Source organism: Streptomyces sp. NPDC058052, from assembly GCF_042885515.1.
Taxonomy (GTDB): domain Bacteria; phylum Actinomycetota; class Actinomycetes; order Streptomycetales; family Streptomycetaceae; genus Streptomyces.
The window spans coordinates 387,589-406,919 of sequence record NZ_JBHVRX010000002.1 but is presented as its reverse complement, the minus strand read 5'-3'; the positions used below and the strand labels follow the sequence as shown (position 1 = coordinate 406,919).

The window sequence follows — 19,331 nt, the reverse complement described above, 5'->3', positions numbered from 1 at the left end:
TCGCCTGCCTCAGGATCCGACGCGGACCACCATCACGCAGGCGTCGTCCTCGCGGGCTTCCTCGCCGAACTCCTCCAGGACCGACCGCAGGCACTCCTGCGCGTCCCGCGCCTCCGCCAGCCGGGGGGCGAGGTCGAGCAGCCGTGCCACGCCGGTGTCGTCGAGGACGTCGGCGCCCCGGGTCATACCGTCGGTGTGCAGCACGAGCACGTCGCCCGGGTGGAGCCGGGTCTCGGTCTCCTCGTACGCGACCGCTCGCGTCGCCCCGAGGAGGACGCCCTCCGGGCGGCGCAGCGGACGCCCCGTTCCGCCGCGGAACAGCAGCGGGGCGGGGTGGCCGGCCTGTGCCCAGGTGAGGGTCTGCGCCACCGGGTCGTAGCGGCAGCACATCGCGCTGCCCAGCGCGGGCTGGCCGGAGGTCTCCAGGAGCTGGTTGAGGTGGCCCATCAGGGCGCCCGGCCGGATCCCGGCCACGGCCATGCCGCGGAGCGCGCCGAGCAGCATCGCCATCGAGGAGGTCGCGGCCACGCCGTGGCCGGTGAGGTCGCCGACGGTGAGCAGCGCGTCGCCGGCGGGCAGGGCGAGGGCGTCGTACCAGTCGCCGCCGATCAGGCCGGTGGAGGCGGCGGGGAAGTAGTGCCCGGCGACGTCCAGCGGGGCGGGGCCGCCGTGCGCGAAGCGGAGCGAGCCGCGCCACGGCGGGAGGACGGCCTCCTGGAGCTCGACGGCGACCCGGCGCTCGGTGCGCTCGATCTGCCGGCTGTGCTCCAGGCTGTCCCGGCTCTCCCGGACGGCCCTTTCGCTGCGCCGCAGTTCGCTGACGTCCCTTAAGACGGCCCACATGGAGGCCGTGCAGCCGTCGGTGTCGAGGACCGGCTCGCCGGTCATGTGCACGGTGCGGACCTTGGCGTCCGTGCGGACGATCCGGAACTCGCCGTCGATCGGCTTCCCGTCGATCAGACAGTCCGTCACCATCGCCTGGAGGCGCGGCTGGTCCTCGGAGAAGACCACCGTGGGCATCTCGTCGAGCGACATGGGGCCCAGCTCGCGGGAACGGCCGAAGATCTGGAAGAGCTCCTCGGACCAGCTCACCTCGTCGGTCAGCAGGTTCCACTCGGCGCTGCCGACGCGGGTGAGGAGCGAACCGGTGCGCGCGGGCGCCTCGCCGTAGGCGGCGCCGGCGTCGCTGGTGAAGGAGCCGTCGAAGACGAGCCCCTCCTCCTCGGGCGGCCCGTCCACGGGCGCGGCGTCCTCGGGGGCGGGGAGCGTCGGGGCGGGGGCGCCGTCGCGGAGCTGGCCGAATTGCGCCCTGAGGTCGTCGAGTTGATGCATCGCCAGATCGCAGAGCGCGCGCTGCCAGCGCTGCTGGGGATCGTCGTCGTGGGCGGCGGCGTCCCGGCGTACGGCGTCGACCTCGCCGCGCAGACGGCTCGTCTGCGAGATCAGCGCGTCCACGGCGCCCGGCTCAGGAGGCTGGGCGGGGTGGTCCGCGAACAGAGGGGACGGCATGTCGTACTCCGATACAGGCGCGGCGCGGCCCGGGTGGGAACGGGTCCTGGAGACGACTGTGGCACAGGGGCGGAGCGGCCGTAAGGGGTTTGGCAACACTCGATCCGGTGGTGCTTCCGGCATATGTCAAAGGCCCGGCCGTTATCGGCCACGACACAACGGGTTACGGTGCACATGTGGTGAGCGACGAGGCGAACGGTACGGCGGGCGCGGTGGGCACGGACACGGGGGAGGCGGCGGTGACCTCGGTCCCGGCGGGCACGGCGGTGCTGCTCGCGGCGGCGCCCGCGGGACGCGGGCGCACCATGGACGCGGCCTCCGTGCTGCCCGCGCTCGCCGCGGTGCCGCCCGGTGTCCTCACCGGCACGGCGACCGCGACGCTCGTCGAACTCGCCGACCCCGTCGACCCGCAGACCGTCCTCACCCGGCTGCGCGCCGCCGCGCAGAGCCCCGGCCCGCTCGTGGTCTTCCTCGCCGGCCAGCTCCACCTGGACCGCCGGCAGCAGCTGCCCCACCTGGCGCTGGCCCGCAGCACCTCGGCGGCCCTCCGCTACACCGCCCTGCCCTGGCACTGGCTCGCGGAGGCGGCGGCCGTCCGTCCGGCCGGATCGACGACGGTCGTCGCCGATCTCGTCGCCGACCCGGAGGCGTGGACCCGCCTCGGCGCCGGCGCGGACCTGCTGCGCCTCAACCCGGCTCCGGCGCTCTACGCCCGGGTGATCCCGTCCCCGCGCCGGGGCGAGCGGGCCACCCCCGACTACCTCCGTGCCTGGGCCGACCAGTGGCGGGCCGGCGTCCGCCTCCCGTTCCCGGCCCTGCACGCGGAGGCGGCCGCCCGCACCCGGTCCGAGCAGGCGCTGTTCCTCGCCCCGGGCGGGCAGGCGGCGCCGCCGGTGCCGCAGCCGCGGGTGCGGGGGGCGGCGGTGTCGGTGGCGGTGCAGGTGCCGGTGCCTGCCGGTGAGGGGGTGCCGGTGGCCGTGCCGGTGCCGGTGGTCTCCCCGACTCCGGCCGCCGTTCCCGTTCCGGCCGGGCCGCCGGCCCCGAGCGGGGTGCCTCCTCTGCCCGCGGGGTTCGCGGCGGCACCGCCCGTACCGGCGACGCCTGTGCCGGCAGCCGCAGCCGCTGCGGCGGCGGAGGGCGAGGCGTCGGCCGAGGCGGAGGTCGAGGCGGAGGTCGAGGCGGAGGTCGAGGCGGCACCGGCTCCGGCCGCTCCGGCTCCGGCCGCTCCGGCTCCGCCCGTACCGGCACCGGCCGAACCGGTCGGATCGAAGGCCGGTCCTGAGGTCGAGGCCGCACCCGAGCCCGCGCCTGAGCCCGAGTCCGCGCCGACCCCGGCTTCCCCTCCCGCCGCGATCGTCCCGGCTCCGGCTCCCGAGGAGCTCGAACTGTCCTCCGGCACCATGAAGTTGGTTCCGGCCAAGGGGAAGGCCGCGGGGAGTCCGGTCCTGGAGAAGGCCGTCCCGCCGATGCCCCCGGTTCCTCCCGCCGCGGCCCCCGCGCCACCCGTGCCTCCCGCGCCCGCCGTCCCGCCCGCTCCCCTGCGGGCGGCCGGGGCGGCGGCGCCGGTGGACCCGCGCCGCGCCGCCTACGGGCCCGCCGCGCCGGCGGAGCCGGCCCCGCACGATCCGCATCCCGCGATCCTGTCGGCCGCGATGGCCGGACGGCACGCGGAGGCGGCGGAGATGGCGGCGGCGTGGGAGCGGGACGCGCTGCGGAGGTTCGGGCCCCGTTCGGGGGAGGCCGTGCACTGGATGGAGGTGCGGGCGGACCTCGCGCGGCTGGCGGGGGAGCCGGCCCGCAGCTGCGAACTCTGGCTCGCGGTGGCCGAGGCGCGGCTGGGACTGCGCCAGCAGCCGGACGACCGGGACGTCGAGGGCGCGGTGGACCGGGCGCACCACCAGTGGGAGCAGATCACCGACGCGGCCCGCGCCCGCGCGCTCGGCCCCACCCTGTTGGCGCTCCGCCGCCGTGTCCCGGGCCGCCGGCCGGGCGCCCTGGAGGCCCTGCGCCGCCGCATGCACTCCCGCTGACCGAAGCCGGCCGGTCCGGCTCGTACGAGCCGGACCTCGGGCCTCACCGCCCAGGCCCGCCCTGAGACTCAGGCCCGGCCCGGCGACCCGGCCCCAGCCCCCTGCAGCGCCGCGCGGACGAGGGGCACGTCCACCGCGGGGACGGCGAGTTCCCAGGAGCGGTCGGACGCCTGGACGGAGAGCAGGCGGAAGACGCTCCGGTCGACCGAGGCGCTTCCCGGGCCGGTGACCGGTCCCGCCCCGTGGACGTGGAACGGCGCGGTCAGCGGTACGCCGTCGCCCGCTCGCCCGGGAAACCGGTACGGCCGCCACACCACCGGCGACTCCGCTCCCGTGTCCAGGATCAGCGAGCCCTGCCGGAGGCGGCTCCCCTCTCGTGCGAACGCGGACACCTCGCGCGCCTCGCCCCCGCGCAGCGCCGCCACATCGGCCTCGGCGCGGCCCCCGCCCGCTCCCGGCACCATGTCGCGCAGTCTGCCCGGGCTCCGGAGAACGTCCAGGAACGTCACCGTCCCCGCGGCCCGTCTGATGGTCCCGCGCCCCACTCGTGCCCCCCTGTCGTCGTCTCGCGCCCAGGCTACCGGCGTCCGGCGGGAGGCGGCCCCGGAGCACCGGCGGCCCGTCACGGCGTGCGCCCTGACAGGATGTTCCGATGCCGTCCCCTTCCTCCGCCTCCTCCGCCTCCTCCGCCTCCTCGTCCCTCCGGGACGCCTGGCTCCGGGGCGTCGCCGCCAACCGGGCCGCCGCGCCCGACGTCCTGATACGCCTCCTCGACCCGGCCGGGCGGCCGGCGTGGCACACCCTCTGCGGGGAACGGGACCTTCCCGACGACGTCGTCGACGCGGTGGTCGCGCACCCGGACCGGGCCGTCCGCCGCGCGTTCGCCGGCAATCCCCACGCCGAACCCGCCCAGCGGGGCAGGCTGGTGGACGACCCCTCCAGCCTCGTGCGCGCGGACCTCGCCACCGGTCCCCGTCCCCGCCCCCGCAGGCCGCGGCCCCTGCCGGACGCCGTCCTCGAAGCGCTCCTGACGGCGGAGGGGGTGGCGGAGGACGGGATGCTCACGGCGGCCGAGATCGCCGGCCAGCTGCCCTTCTCGGGGCAGATCCCGCTGTCCTTCTGGCGCGGGCTGCACGAGCACCCGCACCCCGCGCTCCGCGCCATGGGGGTGAACAACATGGGGGACGAGCTCGTCCCGGCACGGCGCGCGGCCCTGTCGGCCGATCCGGATCCCGGGGTGCGCGCGGCGATCGCCCGGCGGATCAGGGAGCTGGACCCCGTCGCCATGGAGGCCGATCTCCCGGAGCGGGACTGCCACCACCGGGCGGACCTGCTCACCAATCGGCCCGTCACCGACGCCGTGGCCGAGGCGTGCCTCGCCGAGCGGCGCAACCTGTGGGCGCTGGCGCAGAACCGCCACACGCCGTACCACGTCGTCGTCCGCCTCGTCCGGGAGCCGGACCCCGAGGTCCGCGAACGCGTGGCGGCCCGGGCCGACGTGGACGCGGCCCTCCTGGCGGAACTGGCCGAGGACCCGGACGAGTCCGTCCGGGCACGGGCCGCGGCGCACCCGTTGCCCCGGACCTGGGCCGAGCGCGCCGCCATCGACGGCGTGGTGGGTCGGCACGCCGTGGACTGCGACTGTCCGATCCCCGAGCCGGACGCCTGGGCGCCCCACGGGCCGGACGCGAGCTGGTACGCGGCCTGCGCCGTGTCCGGGCACGCGATCCTCCGCCGGGTCGCCGCGAGCCACCCCGCCCTGCCCGCCGACCTGGTCGCGAGGCTGGCCGGGGACCCCGACCCCGAGGTGCGGCACCGGCTCGCCTGCCTCCACCCGCTGGCGCCGCCGGAGGTCGTCCTCGCCACCTTCGTCGCGCGTCCCCGGCAGCGGCGGCACCTGCTGACCCTGCCCGGGATGCCCCGCACCGGCCTCCAGCACCTGCTCGGCCACGACGATCCGGAGGTCCGTGCCCTGGCCGCCGCCGACCCCGGCCTGGACCGGGCGCCCGTACACCTGCTCGCGGACCCCGACGAGCGGGTGCGCCGGGCGGCCGCGGCCCACCCGGCCCTGCGCGACGAGGACGCGCTCGCGGCGCTGCTCGACGACCCCGCGACGGCGGAGGGCGCGGCGGCCAACCCGAACCTGTCCGCCCGCCGCCTCCACGAGCTGCTGGACCGGGCGGGCCTGCCCGGCCCCGGCGTCCGCGTGCCGTGAGCTCCGCCCGCCCCTGACGTTCCCGTTCCCGCAGGAAGGCTTCTCGTGACGTCTCTCGCCCGTGCCCAGCGTTCGCTCGCCGACCCGTCCGTGCGGCACCCGCTGTGGCCGCCGCTCACCGCCGGATGTCCAGTGACCTCCACCGAGGAGGTCGCCTATCCCCTGGAGGTGGAGTACGACTACGACGCGGTGCCCGCTGACCTGTTCGACGCGTCTGCCGCGCACGGGCTCGAACGGTGGGCGCCGTTGCTGCCGCCGCTGGCCGCGCCCGGCCTGGGGGAGGGGAACACGCCGCTGGTGGAGCTGGCCGGCGGGGTGTGGGTGAAGGACGAGTCGCGCAACCCGACGTGGAGCCACAAGGACCGGCTGAACCGGGTGGCGGTGAGCGCCGCCGTGGCCTCCGGCGCGCGGGGCGTCGTCGTCTCCTCCTCCGGCAACCACGGCGCGGCGGCCGCCGCGTACGCGGCCCGCGCCGGGCTGCCGTGCGCGGTGTTCACCTCGCCGGACGCGCCGCCCGCCGTCGCCTCCCACCTGAGGGCCTACGGCGCGACCGTGCTCACCGTCCCGTACGCCTCCGTGCGGCCGCTGATGCGGCGGATCGTGGGCGAACTCGGCTTCCAGTCGGTCAGCAGCGTCACCGACTCCGCGCACACCGGTCACCCGTTCGGCCCGGAGGGGTACAAGACGATCGCGTACGAGATCGCGCTCGCGCTCGGCCGGGCCCCTGCCGCCGTCCATGTGCCCACCGGTTACGGCGAGTTGCTGTTCGGGGTCGCGAAGGGCTTCCAGGAGCTGGTCCGGCTGGGGGTGACGGGGTCCGTGCCCCGGATGTACGGTGCCGAGCCGGCGGCCGCGGGCGCGCTCACGGAGGCGCTGCGGTCCGGCCGACCGGCCGCGCGCGTGCCCGTCGGCCCGACCGCCGCCTACGCCATCGACTGCGAGGTGAACAGCTACCGCGGGGTGCTGGCCGTCCGGGGCACCGGTGGCGCCGCGCGCACGGTGACGGAGGCTCAATTCCAGGCGGCGCGGGACGAGTTGGCCGCTCAGGGCGTCTGGTGCGAGGTGTCGGCCGCCGCTGGGCTCGCCGGCCTGCGCGCGCACGGGCCGGATCCTGCGGACGAGGACGGGCCCGTGGTATGCGTGGTCACCTCCAGCGGGTACAAGGACGTGTCGACGGGGCGGGAGGCCGTCGCGCCGATGGACGCGGACTGGGACGCCGTACGGGCCCTGCTGGCCGGCTGACCGCGCCTCATCTCCCTTTCGCCGCGCGGTGGTGGTCGGCCACCGCGCCGAAGGCCGCCTTCGGCTCCCACGTCAGGTCCGGGTAGCGCGTGCCCTTCCGGTCCTCGTACACCTTCACCACCCCGTAGCTCGCCAGGTCCAGGTCCGCGCGCGGATCGCCGTCCGGGCGGTGGACGTGGTCGTGGAGCGCGAAGGTGAAGACGAAGGTCGTGTCGACGCCCGCCTCCTCGAAGACGGCGAGGAGTTCGCGCAGGTACGCGGCCTGGCCCTCCTCGTCCCGCTCGTACGCCCCGGTCAGCCGGACCGGGCCCGACGCGTCGTACGTGACGACCTCCAGGCCCAGCGCGCCCCGGTCGCCCGCGCCGCGGTAGCAGGCCGCGCCGAACTCGGTGACCGCCACCGGCTTGCCGCGGGCCGCAGCGACCATGCCCCGCACCCCCTCGGCGAAGCCGTCGGCGATCTCCGCCGAGCGGTAGACGTCCACCGAGACCACGTCGAAGGGCGTCCAGTCGACCGCTTCGAGGGGGACGGAGGCGTAGGTGACCGGGCCCGCGAAGCGGGCGCGGACCACCGCCGCCGCCTCGGCGAGGAAGGCGTTCACCCGGGCCCGGGCCCCGCCGAGCGCCGCCCGCAGCGCGTCCGGGCGGCGGAGCAGCGCCACCCGCTCGTCGGTGTCGGCGCCGGGGAGGAACCCCGGGTTCATGAGGCTCAGTTCGGCGCCCGTCACGAAGACGACGTCGGCGCCGCGCCGCCGCAGCCGTTCCGCGCGCTCCGCGCAGTCCGCGAAGAGCGCGAGCATGCCGGCACCGGTCTCTTCGAGGGGGTACGGCGAGAACCAGACCTCCAGACCCAGGTCGGCCGCGTACCCGGCCGCCCGCTCGATCCGGTCCGGGTCGCCGCCCATCACGCGGACGGCCGTGCAGTGGAGGTCGTCCCGGATGATCTCCAGCTCCCGGCGGACGGTCTCCGGCTCGAAGGCGCGGCGGGAGTTCCGCCCGTGCCGCACGAACCCCGTGTCGTAGCTGATGCCTCTGGCGCGCATGATCCGCTCCCGCCCTCGTTCGCCACATGCCCATTAAGGTACTGACCGTACCTTAATTGGGCCGGCGGTGGGCGGGCAAGGAAGATGGGGAGGTACGACCGGTACCGGAGAAGGGGTGGCCATGGTGCGGGAGGCGGGGGAGCGGCGGACGGAGCCCGGGCGGACCCGGCGGCGCGGCGCCGCGCTGGAGGACGCGATCCTCGACGCCGCCGCGTCGGAACTCGCCGAGTCCGGCTTCGCCGGCATGACCATGGACAAGGTCGCCGCCCGCGCCGGCACCAACAAGAACGCCCTCTACCGCCGCTGGCCCCACCGCCTGGCCCTCGGCACCGCCGCCTACAAGCGGCTCGCCACCACCGCCCCCGTCCCCGACACCGGTGGCCTCCGCGGCGACGCCCTGGAACTGCTGCGGCAGGCCAACCGCCACTGGAGCTCGCCGCTCGGCGCCGTCCTGCGGGAACTCCTCGCCGCCGCCGGAGGGGCCGCCGAATTCCTCGCCGGCCTCCAGGACCAGTCCGGCGAGGCCGCCGCCGCCCCCTGGCTCACCGTCCTCGGCCGGGCGGTCGCGCGCGGCGAGGCCGCCCCGGAGGCGCTGCACCCCCGGGTCGCCACCGTCGCCGTCGTCCTGCTCCGCAACGAGTTCGTGGTCCGGGGCGTGCCCAGCGCCCCCGACGACGTCCTCGTCGAGATCGTCGACGAGGTCTTCCTCCCCCTCGTCCGCAGCCGCGGCGCCGGACCGTCCGCGGCCGGAACCTCCGCCGGCCTGCGATGATCGGAGACATGACCGTCTCGCCGTCCCCCCGCCCGGCGCACCCCGGCCGCGCCGGGGCGCCGCACGAGGACGCCCTCCGCACCGACCGGCTGCTGCTGCGGCCCGTGCGCGGCGCGGACCTGCCCGCCGTCACCCGCCTCTGGACCGACCCGGAGGTGCGGCGCCACCTGGGCGGGCCGGTCATCCCGTCGGTCGTCCGCATCCGGCAGCGGCGGATCGTCGGCGCGCCCGGATGCCACGCCGTCGTGCGGGCCGAGGACGGCGTGGTGCTCGGCCTCGTCACCGTCGAGGAGGCCGGACGGGGCGGTGAGACCGAGGTGTCCTACCAGTTCCTGCCCGAGCACTGGGGGAGCGGCTACGCCCGCGAGGCGGTGGCCGCGGCCGTCGCCCGGGTCCTGAGGACCGCCCCGAGCGTCGTCGCCGTCACCCAGGAGGCCAACCACCGCTCCCGCCGCCTCCTGGAAGCCGTCGGCCTGGAGCACGCCGGCTCCTTCGTGGAGTGGGACGCCCACCAGGTCCTCTACCGCCGGAGCCGTGAGGCGGTCCCTTCCGGACCGGCCCGGCGGGATCCGGACAGGAGCTAGCCCGGGCTGCCGTCCTCCGCCAGCCGGGTCACCGCCCGTTCGAGGCGCGCCGCCCGGGTCTTCGCGGTGCGGGCCTGCCAGAGGGAGAGGATCACCAGGTAGCGGTCCGTCTTCCCGAGCGCCTCGAAGGCCCGGGCCGCCTCCGGGCGGTCCGCGAGGGCCGCCGCCAGGTCGTCCGGGACCGTCGCGTCCTTCTGGGAGGGGTACGCGGCCGCCCACCGTCCGTCCGCCTGCGCCGCCCGTACCTCCGCGAGCCCCGGCTCGCGCATCCGCCCGTCCGCGAGCAGCTGCTCGACCTGGCGCACGTTGACCTGGGACCAGAGGCTGCGCGGCCGGCGCGGGGTGATCTTCTGGAGGTAGGAACGCTCGTCGCGGGCCTTGCGCTTGCCGGTGATCCAGCCGTACGCCAGCGTCACGTCGAGGATCTCGTCGGCCGTCGGCGAGGGCAGGCCGCCTCCCTTGCGGCCCAGCAGCATCCAGATGCCCGGGGTGTCGCCGTGGTGGGCGGCGAGCCACGCCTCCAGCTCGTCGCCGCCGTCGAAGGCGAGGACCTCCAGACCTTCGTCCGTACCGACCGTCTCCACCCGTCCGCCTTCCCCGCGTTCACGTGCACGTACCCCGCACCCCTCCGGGCGCCTCCGCACAAGATAGTGACACCGGCCGGAGAGCGGTCGTGATCCGCGGGCGACGTCGAACCGCGTACGCGTCCGGTCATGCCGGCCCGAACGCCCTCGGCGGCCGGGCAGGCTGCCAGGACACCTATGCCAAGGAGCTGTGAACCCCATGTCCTTCCTGGTGATCGGCGAGTGCGTCGCCGACATCGTCCGCGACCCCGGCACCGCCGACGTCGTCCACCCCGGGGGCAGCCCCGCCAACGTCGCCTACGGCCTCGCCCGCCTCGGCCACGACACCACCCTCCTCACCCAGCTCGCCGACGACCCCTCGGGGCGGCTCGTCGCCGGGCACCTCACCGGCGCCGGGGTGCGGCTGGCCGTCGGCGGCGTCCCCGCGCGCACCCCCTCGGCCGTCGTCACCCTCGACGGGCACGGCCGGGCGACGTACGCCTTCGACATCGCCTGGACGCTGACCGCCGACGAGCCGCCCGCGACCCCGGAACCGGTGCGTCACGTGCACCTCGGCTCCATCGCGGCCGTCACCGAGCCGGGCGCCGCCACCGTGCTCGCCCTCACCGGGCGGCTCCGGCCCACGGCCACGGTCAGCTACGACCCGAACGTGCGGCCCGCGCTGATGGGGGAGCACGGGGCGGCGGTGGCCCGGGTCGAGCGGTGCGTGGCCCTCGCCGACCTGGTGAAGGCGAGCGACGAGGACCTGGCCTGGCTGTACCCGGGCGAGCCCCTGGAGGCGGTGGCGGCGCGCTGGCTGGCGCGCGGGCCGGCGGTCGTCCTCGTCACCCGGGGCGGCTCCGGTTCGCTGGCCGTGACCCGGGCGCACACCCTGGCAGCCGGGACGCCGGCCGTCGCGGTCGTCGACACGGTCGGGGCCGGCGACGCCTTCATGTCGGCCGTCCTCGACGCCCTCGCGGGGCGGGACAGGACCGCGCTTGCCGCGCTCGGCGCCGACGCGCTCGCCGGCCTCCTGGCCCGGGCCGGCGCGGCGGCCGCCGTCACGGTCTCCCGGGCCGGTGCCCAGCCGCCCGACCGGGCGGAGCTGGACGCGGCGCTCGGCGCGGGCGCGGTCTGACACGCCGGGGCGCTCCCGCCCGGGCCGGCCGCGTCCGAGCGGGAGCCGGCCGGGCGGTCACGTCCGGGCGTGGCTCGTGATGTCCGCCGCGAACTGCTCGACCAGCTCCGGGGTGACCGTCGGGCGGGCGGCGGCGATCGCCGTCAGGTAGTCCGCCGTGCTCGCCCCCGGCACCGGGGCGTCCGCGCCCCGGCCGCCGACGGCGAGCAGGTCCCGCTCGAAGGACGCCTGGGCGGCGACCCGGGCCGCGTGCTCGATGTCGGCCGGGGTGAACAGGTCGCTGGCGAGGACCAGTTCGTCGATGTCCACCTCCGCCCGCCCGTCCGTGTAACGGGACCAGATCGCGGCCCGGGCGGCCTTGTCCGGCGTACCGATCGGGATGAGGTAGTCGAAGCGGCCCGGGCGCAGGAAGGCCGGGTCGAGGGAGCGGACCGAGTTGGTCGCGCAGACCAGGAGCCGCTCGTCGCCCTCCCGGAACCCCGGTATCAGCTTGAGGAGTTCGTTGGTGACGCCGTGCAGCCCGCCGGGCCGCGCCGGCTCGGAGCGGACGGGGGCGATCTCCTCCACCTCGTCGATGAAGACCAGCACCCGTTCCAGCTCCGCGATCCGCGCGAAGGCCGTGCGCAGCGCCGCCGCGAGGTTGCCGCCGTCGGCCAGCCGAGACGGCAGGATCTCGACGAACGGCCAGCCGAGCCGGGAGGCGACCGCGCGGGCGAAGGTCGTCTTGCCGGTGCCGGGCGGGCCGAAGAGGCAGATCGCCCGGGGCGGCCGGACGCCGTGGCGGGTGGCCCGCTCCGGTTCGGCGAGCGGCAGCACCACCCGTCGTTCGATCAGGTCCTTCTCCCGCTCCATGCCGGCCACCTTCGCCCACAGGTCCCCCGGGAGGAGCCGGCCGCCGAGGTCGTCGAGGAGTCCGGCGGCGGGACCGTGCAGCGGCTCGGTCTTCTCGAAGTACGCCACCGCGGGCTGGCGGGTGTAGCCGGCGTTCAGCAGTCCCTCGCCGAGCAGTTCCTCCTCCGGCAGGACGTACGCGATGCGCCCGACCCGGGCGGCGACGAGCTTGCGCTCCAGCTCCACCAGGAGGGCGCTGGCCAGGCCCCGGCCGCGCCAGGCGGAGGCGATCGCGACCCGCATCACCCAGGCCCGCTCGCCGGAGACGCAGGCGAGCGCGGCGCCGATCGGCACGCCCTGGTGGACGGCGACCACGGCCGGCTGGCGGGAGGTGAGGGCGCCGATGCACTCGGCGAGGGAGAAGACGGACTCCTGGCCGAGCTCGGCCGTGGTGTCGATCAGATGGACGACGGCGGCGAGATCGTTCTCGCGGTAGTCGTGGATGTGCCAGTTCACCGGTGGTACCGCCCCTCGTGCGCATGCCGTCCGCATGCGCTGTGCGTGCCGTGTGCGGGCTGTGTGCTCGTTGCGGCGAGGCTAGGCGCGGGCCGGGCGGCGGGGCCTGCGCCATCCTGCACAAGGCGGGGTGGGGAAACGCGCCGCTTCGTCACTGGGCGGAGCGGCGCGGACGCGTACGGCGGACGGCGGCGCTCCCGCGAGAGCGCCGCCGTCGGGTGAGGGCCCGGGGCCTCACGTCCTGCGCTTGCTCATGAGCAGTCCGCCCGCGGTGAGGGCGAACAGACAGACGCACGCGCCGGCGATGACGTTGCTGAGCACCATCCCGGTGTCGGGGTTCCGGGTGACGACCCAGGGGGCGACGATGGTCCAGGCGCCGAGCAGCAGGACGACGAAGTTGAGGTCCTGGGAACGCTCGGGGGCCATCGACATGCACAGGCCGAGGACCGCGAGCGCGATGCCGACGATCAGGTTGGTGAGGGCCAGCTCCGGCCTGGCGGCCGCGAAGTGGACGGTGTACGAGGAGACCGCGATCCAGACGCCCGCGAGGATCACGAGTTCCTCGACGGCCGCCACTCCTCTGGTCTGCAGGATCTGCGCGTAGCGGTCGCGCATCTCCGTCGCGTCGGGGTGTCCCGTGATGTCACCGGGACGGTGAGAGACGTCGGCCATGTGACTCGCCTCCTTGCTGGCGTGCTGCGTGTCGGACCGCGCTCGCGGCCGCGAAGGCCGCAGTCCCATTGTGCTCTTATATGTTCCTTATGTGAAGCGGGAACGAGAGCGGCCGACCGGCGCGGCGTACGCTGGGAGAGGACTCGGGGCACCCGCGCACCGCCGGGAGGCGGAGACGATGACCGGCATCACCCGAAGAAGCTTCGACTCGGCGGACGAGACCCGTCCGTTCGAGGGCGGCAAGGGCAGGCTGGATCTGCTCAACACCGAGAACGGCGCCGTCGGACGCGCCGTCTTCGAGCCCGGCTGGCGGTGGTCCGAACACGTGAGACCGATCGCCGGAACGGACAGTTGCATGGCGTCCCACGTCGGGTACGTGGTCAGCGGCCGCCTGCACGTCGTGATGGACGACGGGCGTGAGGACGACTTCGGACCCGGCGACTTCATGCAGGTCACCCCGGGCCACGACGCCTGGGTGGTCGGCGACGATCCCTGCGTGGCGCTCGACTGGGTCGGCTTCGCCGACTACGCCAAGTCCTCCTGACGGCGGGTGGCGGAGGAGGGCGGGAGCGGCGGCGGCCGGCCCGCCCTCCGGCGGACCCGCGGACGCCGCCCCCGGGTGATCAGGCGGCCGGCTCGCCGGTCGAGGCGCCGGACGCGATCCCGAAGGCCGGGTCCGGGACCGAGGACGGTTCGAGGAGCTCCGACGGGCGCCCGTCGACCCCGACCGGCACGTCGCCGTCGATGGTGACCCGGCGCAGCTTGCGGTCGTGGTCGTCGGAGTCGTCCACGCCGTAGTGCTGGGTCGCGCGGTTGTCCCAGATCGCCACGTCGCCGGCCTGCCACTGCCAGCGCACCGTGTTCTCCGGGCGCTCCACGTGCGCCTGGAGGAGTGCGACGAGGGCGCGGGAGTCGGCGCCGGTCAGCCCGCTGATCCGCTGCACGAAGTTGCCGAGGAGCAGGGTGCGTTCGCCGGTCTCCGGGTGGACGCGGACGACCGGGTGCTCGGTGAGGAACGTCGTCGACGCGAAGACGTCCCGGAAGCGCGCGAGTTGCTCGGGCACGGCGTCGGGGCGCAGCGCCGCGTAGTCGTACGCGTTGGAGTGGACGGCCCGCAGGCCGTCGGCGAGGCGCCGCAGCGGTTCGGGCAGGTGCGCGTAGGCGGTGGCGGTGTTGGCCCACAGGGTGTTCCCGCCGTACGGCGGGACGACGACGGCCCGCAGGACGGAGAAGGCCGGGTAGGCGGGGACGAACGTGACGTCGGTGTGCCACTGGTTGGCGCGGCCGCCGTAGTCGGAGTCGATCGGGAAGGAGTAACGCCCGTCGGCGGACGGCACGGTGGGGTGCGCGACGGGGGTGCCGAGGAGCCGGCCGAACGCCTCGTGGGCCTCCTCGTCGAGGTGGTCCTGGCCGTGGAAGAAGACGACCTTGTGGGCGAGGAGCGCGGCGCGGATGCCGGCGACGGTCTCCGGGTCGAGGTCGCCGCCGAGGCGGACCCCGGAGAGGACGGCGCCGAGGCGCCCGCCGAGCTTCTGCAGGGTGAGGGTGGTGGTGGTCGCGGTCGACATGGGAAGCGTCCTTTTCGGTGCGGTGTCGAGGGAGATGCCGAGGGAGATGTCGGGGAAGGTGCCGAGGAATTAATCTCGGAGCGGAAGAAATAGGAGTGCGCGGGGGCCCGGCAGCGGGACGGGACGCCGCGCGCGGTGCGGTGCGCTGCGGTGGGGAGACGCGGGGCGCGGGACGGAACGCCGGCCCCGGGAACGTCGCGAGGGTCAGGCGCCGGTGACGGCCGGACAGGAGGTGGTCGCGAACATGTCCAGGAGACTGGCAACGCCCCGGGGACGGCGTCAAGCGCCCGCCCGTCGCCCCGGCCCTCGGCCGCAGTGGTTGAATCGGCGCCTGCCCGGTCCGGCGGTCCGTTCCCCGTGACCCCCGCTGACCTGGCGTTTCACCCTCGGAGGCAGGCGAGGCGCGGGGGTTCCCGGCGGGCCGCCCGGCCCCGTCCGCCGCCCGCCGGGGAATTCACGCTCCCGCAACAGAGAGGCAGAGATGACCAGTACGCCCCACGGTTCCCGGATGGCGGGCGACGGACGGCGCGAGGCGAACGCGGCGACCGTGCTGCGGACCGTCCTCGACCACGGTCCGGTCTCCCGCGGCGCCGTCGCCCGCCTCTCCGGGCTGAGCCCGGCCGCGGTCTCCCGCCAGGCCACCGACCTGACCCGGCTCGGCCTCCTGCGCGAGCTGCCGGAACCGTCCGGCGGCGGGGGAGTGGGCCGCCCCAGGATCCCCGTCGACCTGCACATCGGCGCCACCGGCGGCCCGGTCGTGGCCGGCGTCCATCTCGGGGTGCCCGGCTCCACGTTCGCGCTCGTGGACCTGCGCGGGCGGGTCCTCGCCCGGCACCAGCACCCCCACGCGCCGTTCGAGCCCGAGGGCCTTCCCGGCACCGTCGGCGCCGAACTGCGCGCCTTCCTGGACCGGCACACCGGCGGCCGCCCCCTGCTCGGAGTGGGAGCCGCGATCGGCGGCCGGGTCGATCCGGCCGCCGGCGTCGTCGTCCGGCACGACGCGCTGGGCTGGCACCGGCGGCCCTTCGCCGCCGAGCTCTCCCGCGCCCTGGGCGGCCCGGCGGTCCGGCTGGACAACCACGCCCGCGCGATCGCGCAGTCGGAGATCCTCTTCGGCCGGCCCGCCGCCCGCCGCAGCCTGGTCCACCTCTTCGTCGGGAACGTCGTGGACGCCGCCGTCGGTCTCGCGGGCGTCGTCCACCAGGGGCCGGGCGGAGCCGCCGGCGACGTGGCCCACCTGCCCGTACCGGACTCCACCGCGCCCTGCCCGTGCGGCCGTTCGGGCTGCCTGGAGGCGACCGCCTCCAACACGGCGCTGGCGCTGACCGCCGTCCGGCGGGGCATCGTGCCCGAGGCGGACACCTCGCTGGTGGTCGACGCCGCCGCGGCCGGGGACCGGCGGGCCGACCGGCTGCTGCGCGAGCGGGCCCGGGCGGTGGGGCGCGCGCTCGCCCTGCTCCTGGACGTCCTCAACCCCGATCTCGTCGTCGTCACCGAGCAGGCGAGCGTCCTCGAACCGGCGTACCTGGAGGAGATCCGGGGGGCCGCGATCGACCTCTCGCACGTCTGCGACGACCCCGAACGGATCGTCAGTCCACATGCCGGACCGGCCACGCTTCCGGTCGCGGCGGGCACGGTGCTGCTGAATCCCCTGTTCAGGAGGCCCCTTGAGACCCTCCAAGGGCTTGCGGTCCAGGGGGTCCTCGCCTGATGTCGTCCCAGAATGCGGGCACGGCCGGTTGACCGGGTCTCGAAGCCGCTGCCATATTGCTCCCGTGAATCCGGACATGCGCCTCATCTCCCGCAGGCACGTCGACCTCTGTCGGCTCGCCAGCGCGGTCTGTGCCGTCCGCGTCTGACCCTCCGGCGCGGTCCACGGGACCGCGACCCCCGTCGCCCGGCCGCCGATCCGGGCCTCTCGCCCGCACTTCCGGCGGGCCGGCGTCCGTGTCCGCCCGGCGTGCCCCGGGCCCGTACACCCCCCTCGCCGTCCGCGCCCGGCGTGCTCCCGCACGCCGCGCCCCCGCACGCGCACCTCCGCCTCGATTCCTCCCGCAGCGGAAGAAACCACCTCCGCCGAGCGGATCCGACCTCCTCCAGGCAGGCACCGATGACCGAGCTGTACCCCTCCACGCCCTTCGCCCCCTCCCGGCGCACCACCCTGCGCGCCGCCGGCGGCGGCACCCTGCTCCTCGGTCTGGGGCTGACCGGCTGCCGCTCGGCCGTGTCGGAGTCCGCGGCCCCCGCCGCCGCGGACGCGGCCGGACCCCGGCGCGGCGGCACCCTCACGGTGGCCGTCAACTCCGACTTCACCCCGAGCCTGCTCTTCGCCCAGAGCAACCAGTCCCTCCAGCAGCGGCTGATCTACAACACCCTCACCCGCTACGACGACAGGCTCGAACCCCAGCCCGAGCTGGCCACCTCCTGGGAGTACGCCCCCGACGGCCGCTCCCTCACCCTCGAACTCCGCACCGGAGTCGTCTTCCACGACGGGCGGCCGTTCACCGCGGACGACGTGATCTTCGCGGTGAAGAACCTTCAGAACCCGCTGCGCGCGGCCCAGTTGAGGGCGACGGCCGCCGCAGTCACCGGCTTCGAGAAGCGCGGCGACCACACGCTGGTCCTCCAGCTGGCGCACCCCGTCAACAACCTGTTCGACCTCTTCGAGTTCATGATCATCACCGACCGGAACAGCGTCGAGGAAGCCGTCGCCGGCAAGAGGCTCAACGGCACCGGCCCCTTCGCGCTCACCGCCTGGCGCCCCGGAACCGGCCTCAGCCTCAAGCGCCACGACACGTACTGGCGGCCCGGCCGCCCCTACCTCGACGGCGTCGAGATACGCGTCGTCCCCCAGGCCGACGCCCTCCTCTCCTCCCTGCGCACCGGCCAGTCCCAGCTCTCCTACTCCGTCCCCGGCCGGAACCTCGCCACCGTCGCCGGCGTCCCCGACCTCGTCGTCAGCGAGTACGCCACCGGCGGCGGCGCCTCCTACCTCGGCGTCGACACCACCGTCGCCCCGCTCGACGACAAGACCGTCCGCCAGGCCCTCGCCTGGGCCGTCGACCGCGAACGGATCCTGAAGCAGGTCCTCGGCGGCTACGGCCTCGCCTCCGCCACCCCCTGGCCCAAGTCCTCGCCCGCCTTCAGCGAGGCCGGCCGCACCCACTACCGGCACGACCCCGGCAAGGCCCGCGAGCTGCTGAGGTCCGCCGGCCACAGCCGCCTCGACCTCCCGCTCCTCCACGTCAACCTGCCCGGCGAGACCGCGCTCGCCGAGGCGATCCAGTACGACCTCCAGCAGATCGGCGTCCACGTCACCCTGGAGCCCACCGACCCGGCCACCGCCCAGAAGAAGCTCATCTCCCAGTCCATGCCCGCCCTCTGGGCCATGGGCCACAGCTTCGCCCAGGTCCAGCCCTCCACCCTCGCCGTCAGCGCCTACCCCTTCAACGCGGCCAAGAACACCTCCCGCTTCCGCTCGGAGAAGTACACCCGGGTCGTCCGCGAGGCGTGGACCAGCCGCGCCACCGGCGCCGAGGCCAACGCCCTGCGGCAGCGGATCACCGACACCCTCCTCGACGAGGCGTTCATCATCGACCTCGCCATCCGCGGCAGCGTCCAGGTGGCGTCGAGGAAGCTGCGCGGAGCCACCCTCAACAAGTTCTCCTACCTCAACCTCGACGACGCCTACCTGGCGGGCTGACGTGCGCGGATACCTGCTGCGGAGGCTCCCCTCCGCCCTCCTCGTGCTCGCCGCCGCCTCCGTCCTCGCCTTCGGGATCCTGCGGCTCGTCCCAGGCGACCCCGCCGCCGTCCTCGCCGGACCCGACGCCGGCCCCGAGGTCCAGGCCGCCATCCGGGACCGGCTCGGCCTCGACGACCCGCTGCCCGCCCAGTACCTCCACTGGATCGGCGGACTGCTCACCGGCGACCTCGGCCCCTCCTACGTCATCGGCGGCGAGACCGCCGACCTCATCACCGACGGCCTCGGCGCCACCCTCGAACTCACCCTCGGCGCCCTGCTGTTCGCCGCCCTCATCGGCGGCACCCTCGGCATCCTGGGTGCCACCTCCCGCCGCCCGTGGGTCCGCGGCACGGTCCGCTCCGTCACCACCGCGGCCCTCGCCGTGCCGCCGTACGTCAGCGGCGTCCTCCTCGTGCTCCTCTTCGCCGTCCTCCTCGGCGTCCTCCCGTCCGGCGGCCGGGTCCCCCTGCTCACCGCGCCCGACCTCGGCGTCCAGTACCTCCTCCTGCCCGCCCTCTGCCTCGCCCTGCCCAGCGCCGCCGTCCTCGGCCGCTTCCTGGAGGACAGCCTCCGCCGCGCCCTCGCCGAGGACCACGTACGGACCGCGACCGCCGCCGGCATCGCCCCCCGCCGCATCCTCCGGCGCCACGCCCTGCCCCACGCCCTCCCGCCCGTCGTCACCCTCCTCGGCATCCAGACCGGCCACCTCCTCGGCGGCGCCGTCCTCGTCGAGGCGATCTTCGCCTGGCCGGGGCTCGGGCAGCTCGCCGAACAGGCCCTCGTCCGCCGCGACTACCCCGTCGTCCAGGACCTGCTGCTCCTCCTCGTCGCCGTCTTCGTCCTCGTCCAGCTCCTGTCCGACGTCGTCCACGCCTGGCTCGACCCCCGGATCAGGTGGGAGTAG

Annotated in this window: 18 protein-coding genes; 11 read left to right on the top strand and 7 right to left on the bottom strand. The window is 75.6% G+C overall.

The window, feature by feature from the left end:
* Positions 1–9: 9 nt before the first annotated feature.
* Positions 10–1,509, bottom strand: coding sequence for a PP2C family protein-serine/threonine phosphatase (locus ACFVU3_RS04435; RefSeq protein ID WP_390063540.1), 1,500 nt, complete (start codon positions 1,507–1,509; stop codon positions 10–12).
* A gap of 176 nt (positions 1,510–1,685) precedes the next feature.
* Here ACFVU3_RS04435 and ACFVU3_RS04430 point away from each other — a divergent pair, with 176 nt between their 5' ends.
* Positions 1,686–3,539, top strand: coding sequence for a hypothetical protein (locus ACFVU3_RS04430; RefSeq protein WP_390063538.1), 1,854 nt, complete (start codon positions 1,686–1,688; stop codon positions 3,537–3,539).
* Between the two features lie 68 nt (positions 3,540–3,607).
* On the opposite strand, the gene ACFVU3_RS04425 is transcribed toward ACFVU3_RS04430, so the two are convergent.
* Entirely contained in the window at positions 3,608–4,003 is a 396-nt protein-coding gene (locus ACFVU3_RS04425; protein ID WP_390063537.1) for a hypothetical protein, read from the bottom strand.
* Positions 4,004–4,191: 188 nt separating this feature from the next.
* Here ACFVU3_RS04425 and ACFVU3_RS04420 point away from each other — a divergent pair, with 188 nt between their 5' ends.
* The gene (locus ACFVU3_RS04420) at positions 4,192–5,754 is read left to right on the top strand and encodes a hypothetical protein (protein ID WP_390063535.1); all 1,563 of its coding nucleotides are present in this window, start codon (positions 4,192–4,194) and stop codon (positions 5,752–5,754) included.
* Positions 5,755–5,799: 45 nt separating this feature from the next.
* Complete coding sequence (locus ACFVU3_RS04415; protein WP_390063533.1) at positions 5,800–6,996, top strand: pyridoxal-phosphate dependent enzyme; 1,197 nt, start codon at positions 5,800–5,802, stop codon at positions 6,994–6,996.
* Between the two features lie 7 nt (positions 6,997–7,003).
* Here the strand turns inward: ACFVU3_RS04415 and ACFVU3_RS04410 are convergent, their stop codons facing one another.
* Entirely contained in the window at positions 7,004–8,038 is a 1,035-nt protein-coding gene (locus tag ACFVU3_RS04410; protein ID WP_390063531.1) for a hypothetical protein, read from the bottom strand.
* A 121-nt stretch (positions 8,039–8,159) separates the two neighbouring features.
* On the opposite strand from ACFVU3_RS04410, the gene ACFVU3_RS04405 reads away from it, so the two are divergent.
* Positions 8,160–8,810: a TetR/AcrR family transcriptional regulator gene (locus tag ACFVU3_RS04405; RefSeq protein WP_390063529.1), complete on the top strand. Its 651-nt coding sequence runs from the start codon at positions 8,160–8,162 to the stop codon at positions 8,808–8,810.
* Positions 8,811–8,818: 8 nt separating this feature from the next.
* Positions 8,819–9,394 (top strand): GNAT family N-acetyltransferase, encoded by a 576-nt coding sequence (locus tag ACFVU3_RS04400; protein WP_390063527.1) that lies wholly within the window; start codon positions 8,819–8,821, stop codon positions 9,392–9,394.
* Here the strand turns inward: ACFVU3_RS04400 and ACFVU3_RS04395 are convergent.
* On the bottom strand, positions 9,391–9,978 hold the full coding sequence (locus ACFVU3_RS04395) for a YdeI family protein (protein WP_390063525.1): 588 nt from the start codon (positions 9,976–9,978) through the stop codon (positions 9,391–9,393). The genes ACFVU3_RS04400 and ACFVU3_RS04395 overlap by 4 nt on opposite strands.
* Before the next feature lie 199 nt (positions 9,979–10,177).
* Here ACFVU3_RS04395 and ACFVU3_RS04390 point away from each other — a divergent pair, with 199 nt between their 5' ends.
* Positions 10,178–11,095, top strand: a complete 918-nt coding sequence (locus tag ACFVU3_RS04390) for a carbohydrate kinase (protein WP_390063523.1) — start codon at positions 10,178–10,180, stop codon at positions 11,093–11,095.
* 57 nt (positions 11,096–11,152) lie between these two features.
* Here the strand turns inward: ACFVU3_RS04390 and ACFVU3_RS04385 are convergent, their stop codons facing one another.
* Both ACFVU3_RS04385 and ACFVU3_RS04380 read right to left on the bottom strand, forming a co-directional pair.
* Positions 11,153–12,442: an ATP-binding protein gene (locus ACFVU3_RS04385; protein WP_390063521.1), complete on the bottom strand. Its 1,290-nt coding sequence runs from the start codon at positions 12,440–12,442 to the stop codon at positions 11,153–11,155.
* 234 nt (positions 12,443–12,676) lie between these two features.
* Complete coding sequence (locus tag ACFVU3_RS04380; protein ID WP_390063519.1) at positions 12,677–13,114, bottom strand: SPW repeat protein; 438 nt, start codon at positions 13,112–13,114, stop codon at positions 12,677–12,679.
* Positions 13,115–13,292: 178 nt separating this feature from the next.
* Between ACFVU3_RS04380 and ACFVU3_RS04375 the strand changes: the two genes are divergently transcribed.
* Positions 13,293–13,658 (top strand): cupin domain-containing protein, encoded by a 366-nt coding sequence (locus tag ACFVU3_RS04375; protein WP_390063517.1) that lies wholly within the window; start codon positions 13,293–13,295, stop codon positions 13,656–13,658.
* 79 nt (positions 13,659–13,737) lie between these two features.
* Here ACFVU3_RS04375 and ACFVU3_RS04370 read toward each other — a convergent pair whose 3' ends face one another.
* A complete protein-coding gene (locus ACFVU3_RS04370; RefSeq protein ID WP_390063515.1) occupies positions 13,738–14,682 on the bottom strand; it encodes a TauD/TfdA dioxygenase family protein in 945 nt (314 codons plus the stop codon).
* Between the two features lie 481 nt (positions 14,683–15,163).
* Here ACFVU3_RS04370 and ACFVU3_RS04365 point away from each other — a divergent pair, with 481 nt between their 5' ends.
* The 4 genes from ACFVU3_RS04365 (at position 15,164) to ACFVU3_RS04350 (ending at position 19,331) form a co-directional block, all read left to right on the top strand.
* Positions 15,164–16,393 (top strand): ROK family protein, encoded by a 1,230-nt coding sequence (locus ACFVU3_RS04365; protein ID WP_390063513.1) that lies wholly within the window; start codon positions 15,164–15,166, stop codon positions 16,391–16,393.
* A 76-nt stretch (positions 16,394–16,469) separates the two neighbouring features.
* On the top strand, positions 16,470–16,541 hold the full coding sequence (locus ACFVU3_RS04360) for a putative leader peptide (RefSeq protein WP_359521833.1): 72 nt from the start codon (positions 16,470–16,472) through the stop codon (positions 16,539–16,541).
* A 251-nt stretch (positions 16,542–16,792) separates the two neighbouring features.
* Positions 16,793–18,385, top strand: coding sequence for an ABC transporter substrate-binding protein (locus ACFVU3_RS04355; protein WP_390063511.1), 1,593 nt, complete (start codon positions 16,793–16,795; stop codon positions 18,383–18,385).
* A 1-nt stretch (position 18,386) separates the two neighbouring features.
* The gene (locus tag ACFVU3_RS04350) at positions 18,387–19,331 is read left to right on the top strand and encodes an ABC transporter permease (protein WP_390063509.1); all 945 of its coding nucleotides are present in this window, start codon (positions 18,387–18,389) and stop codon (positions 19,329–19,331) included.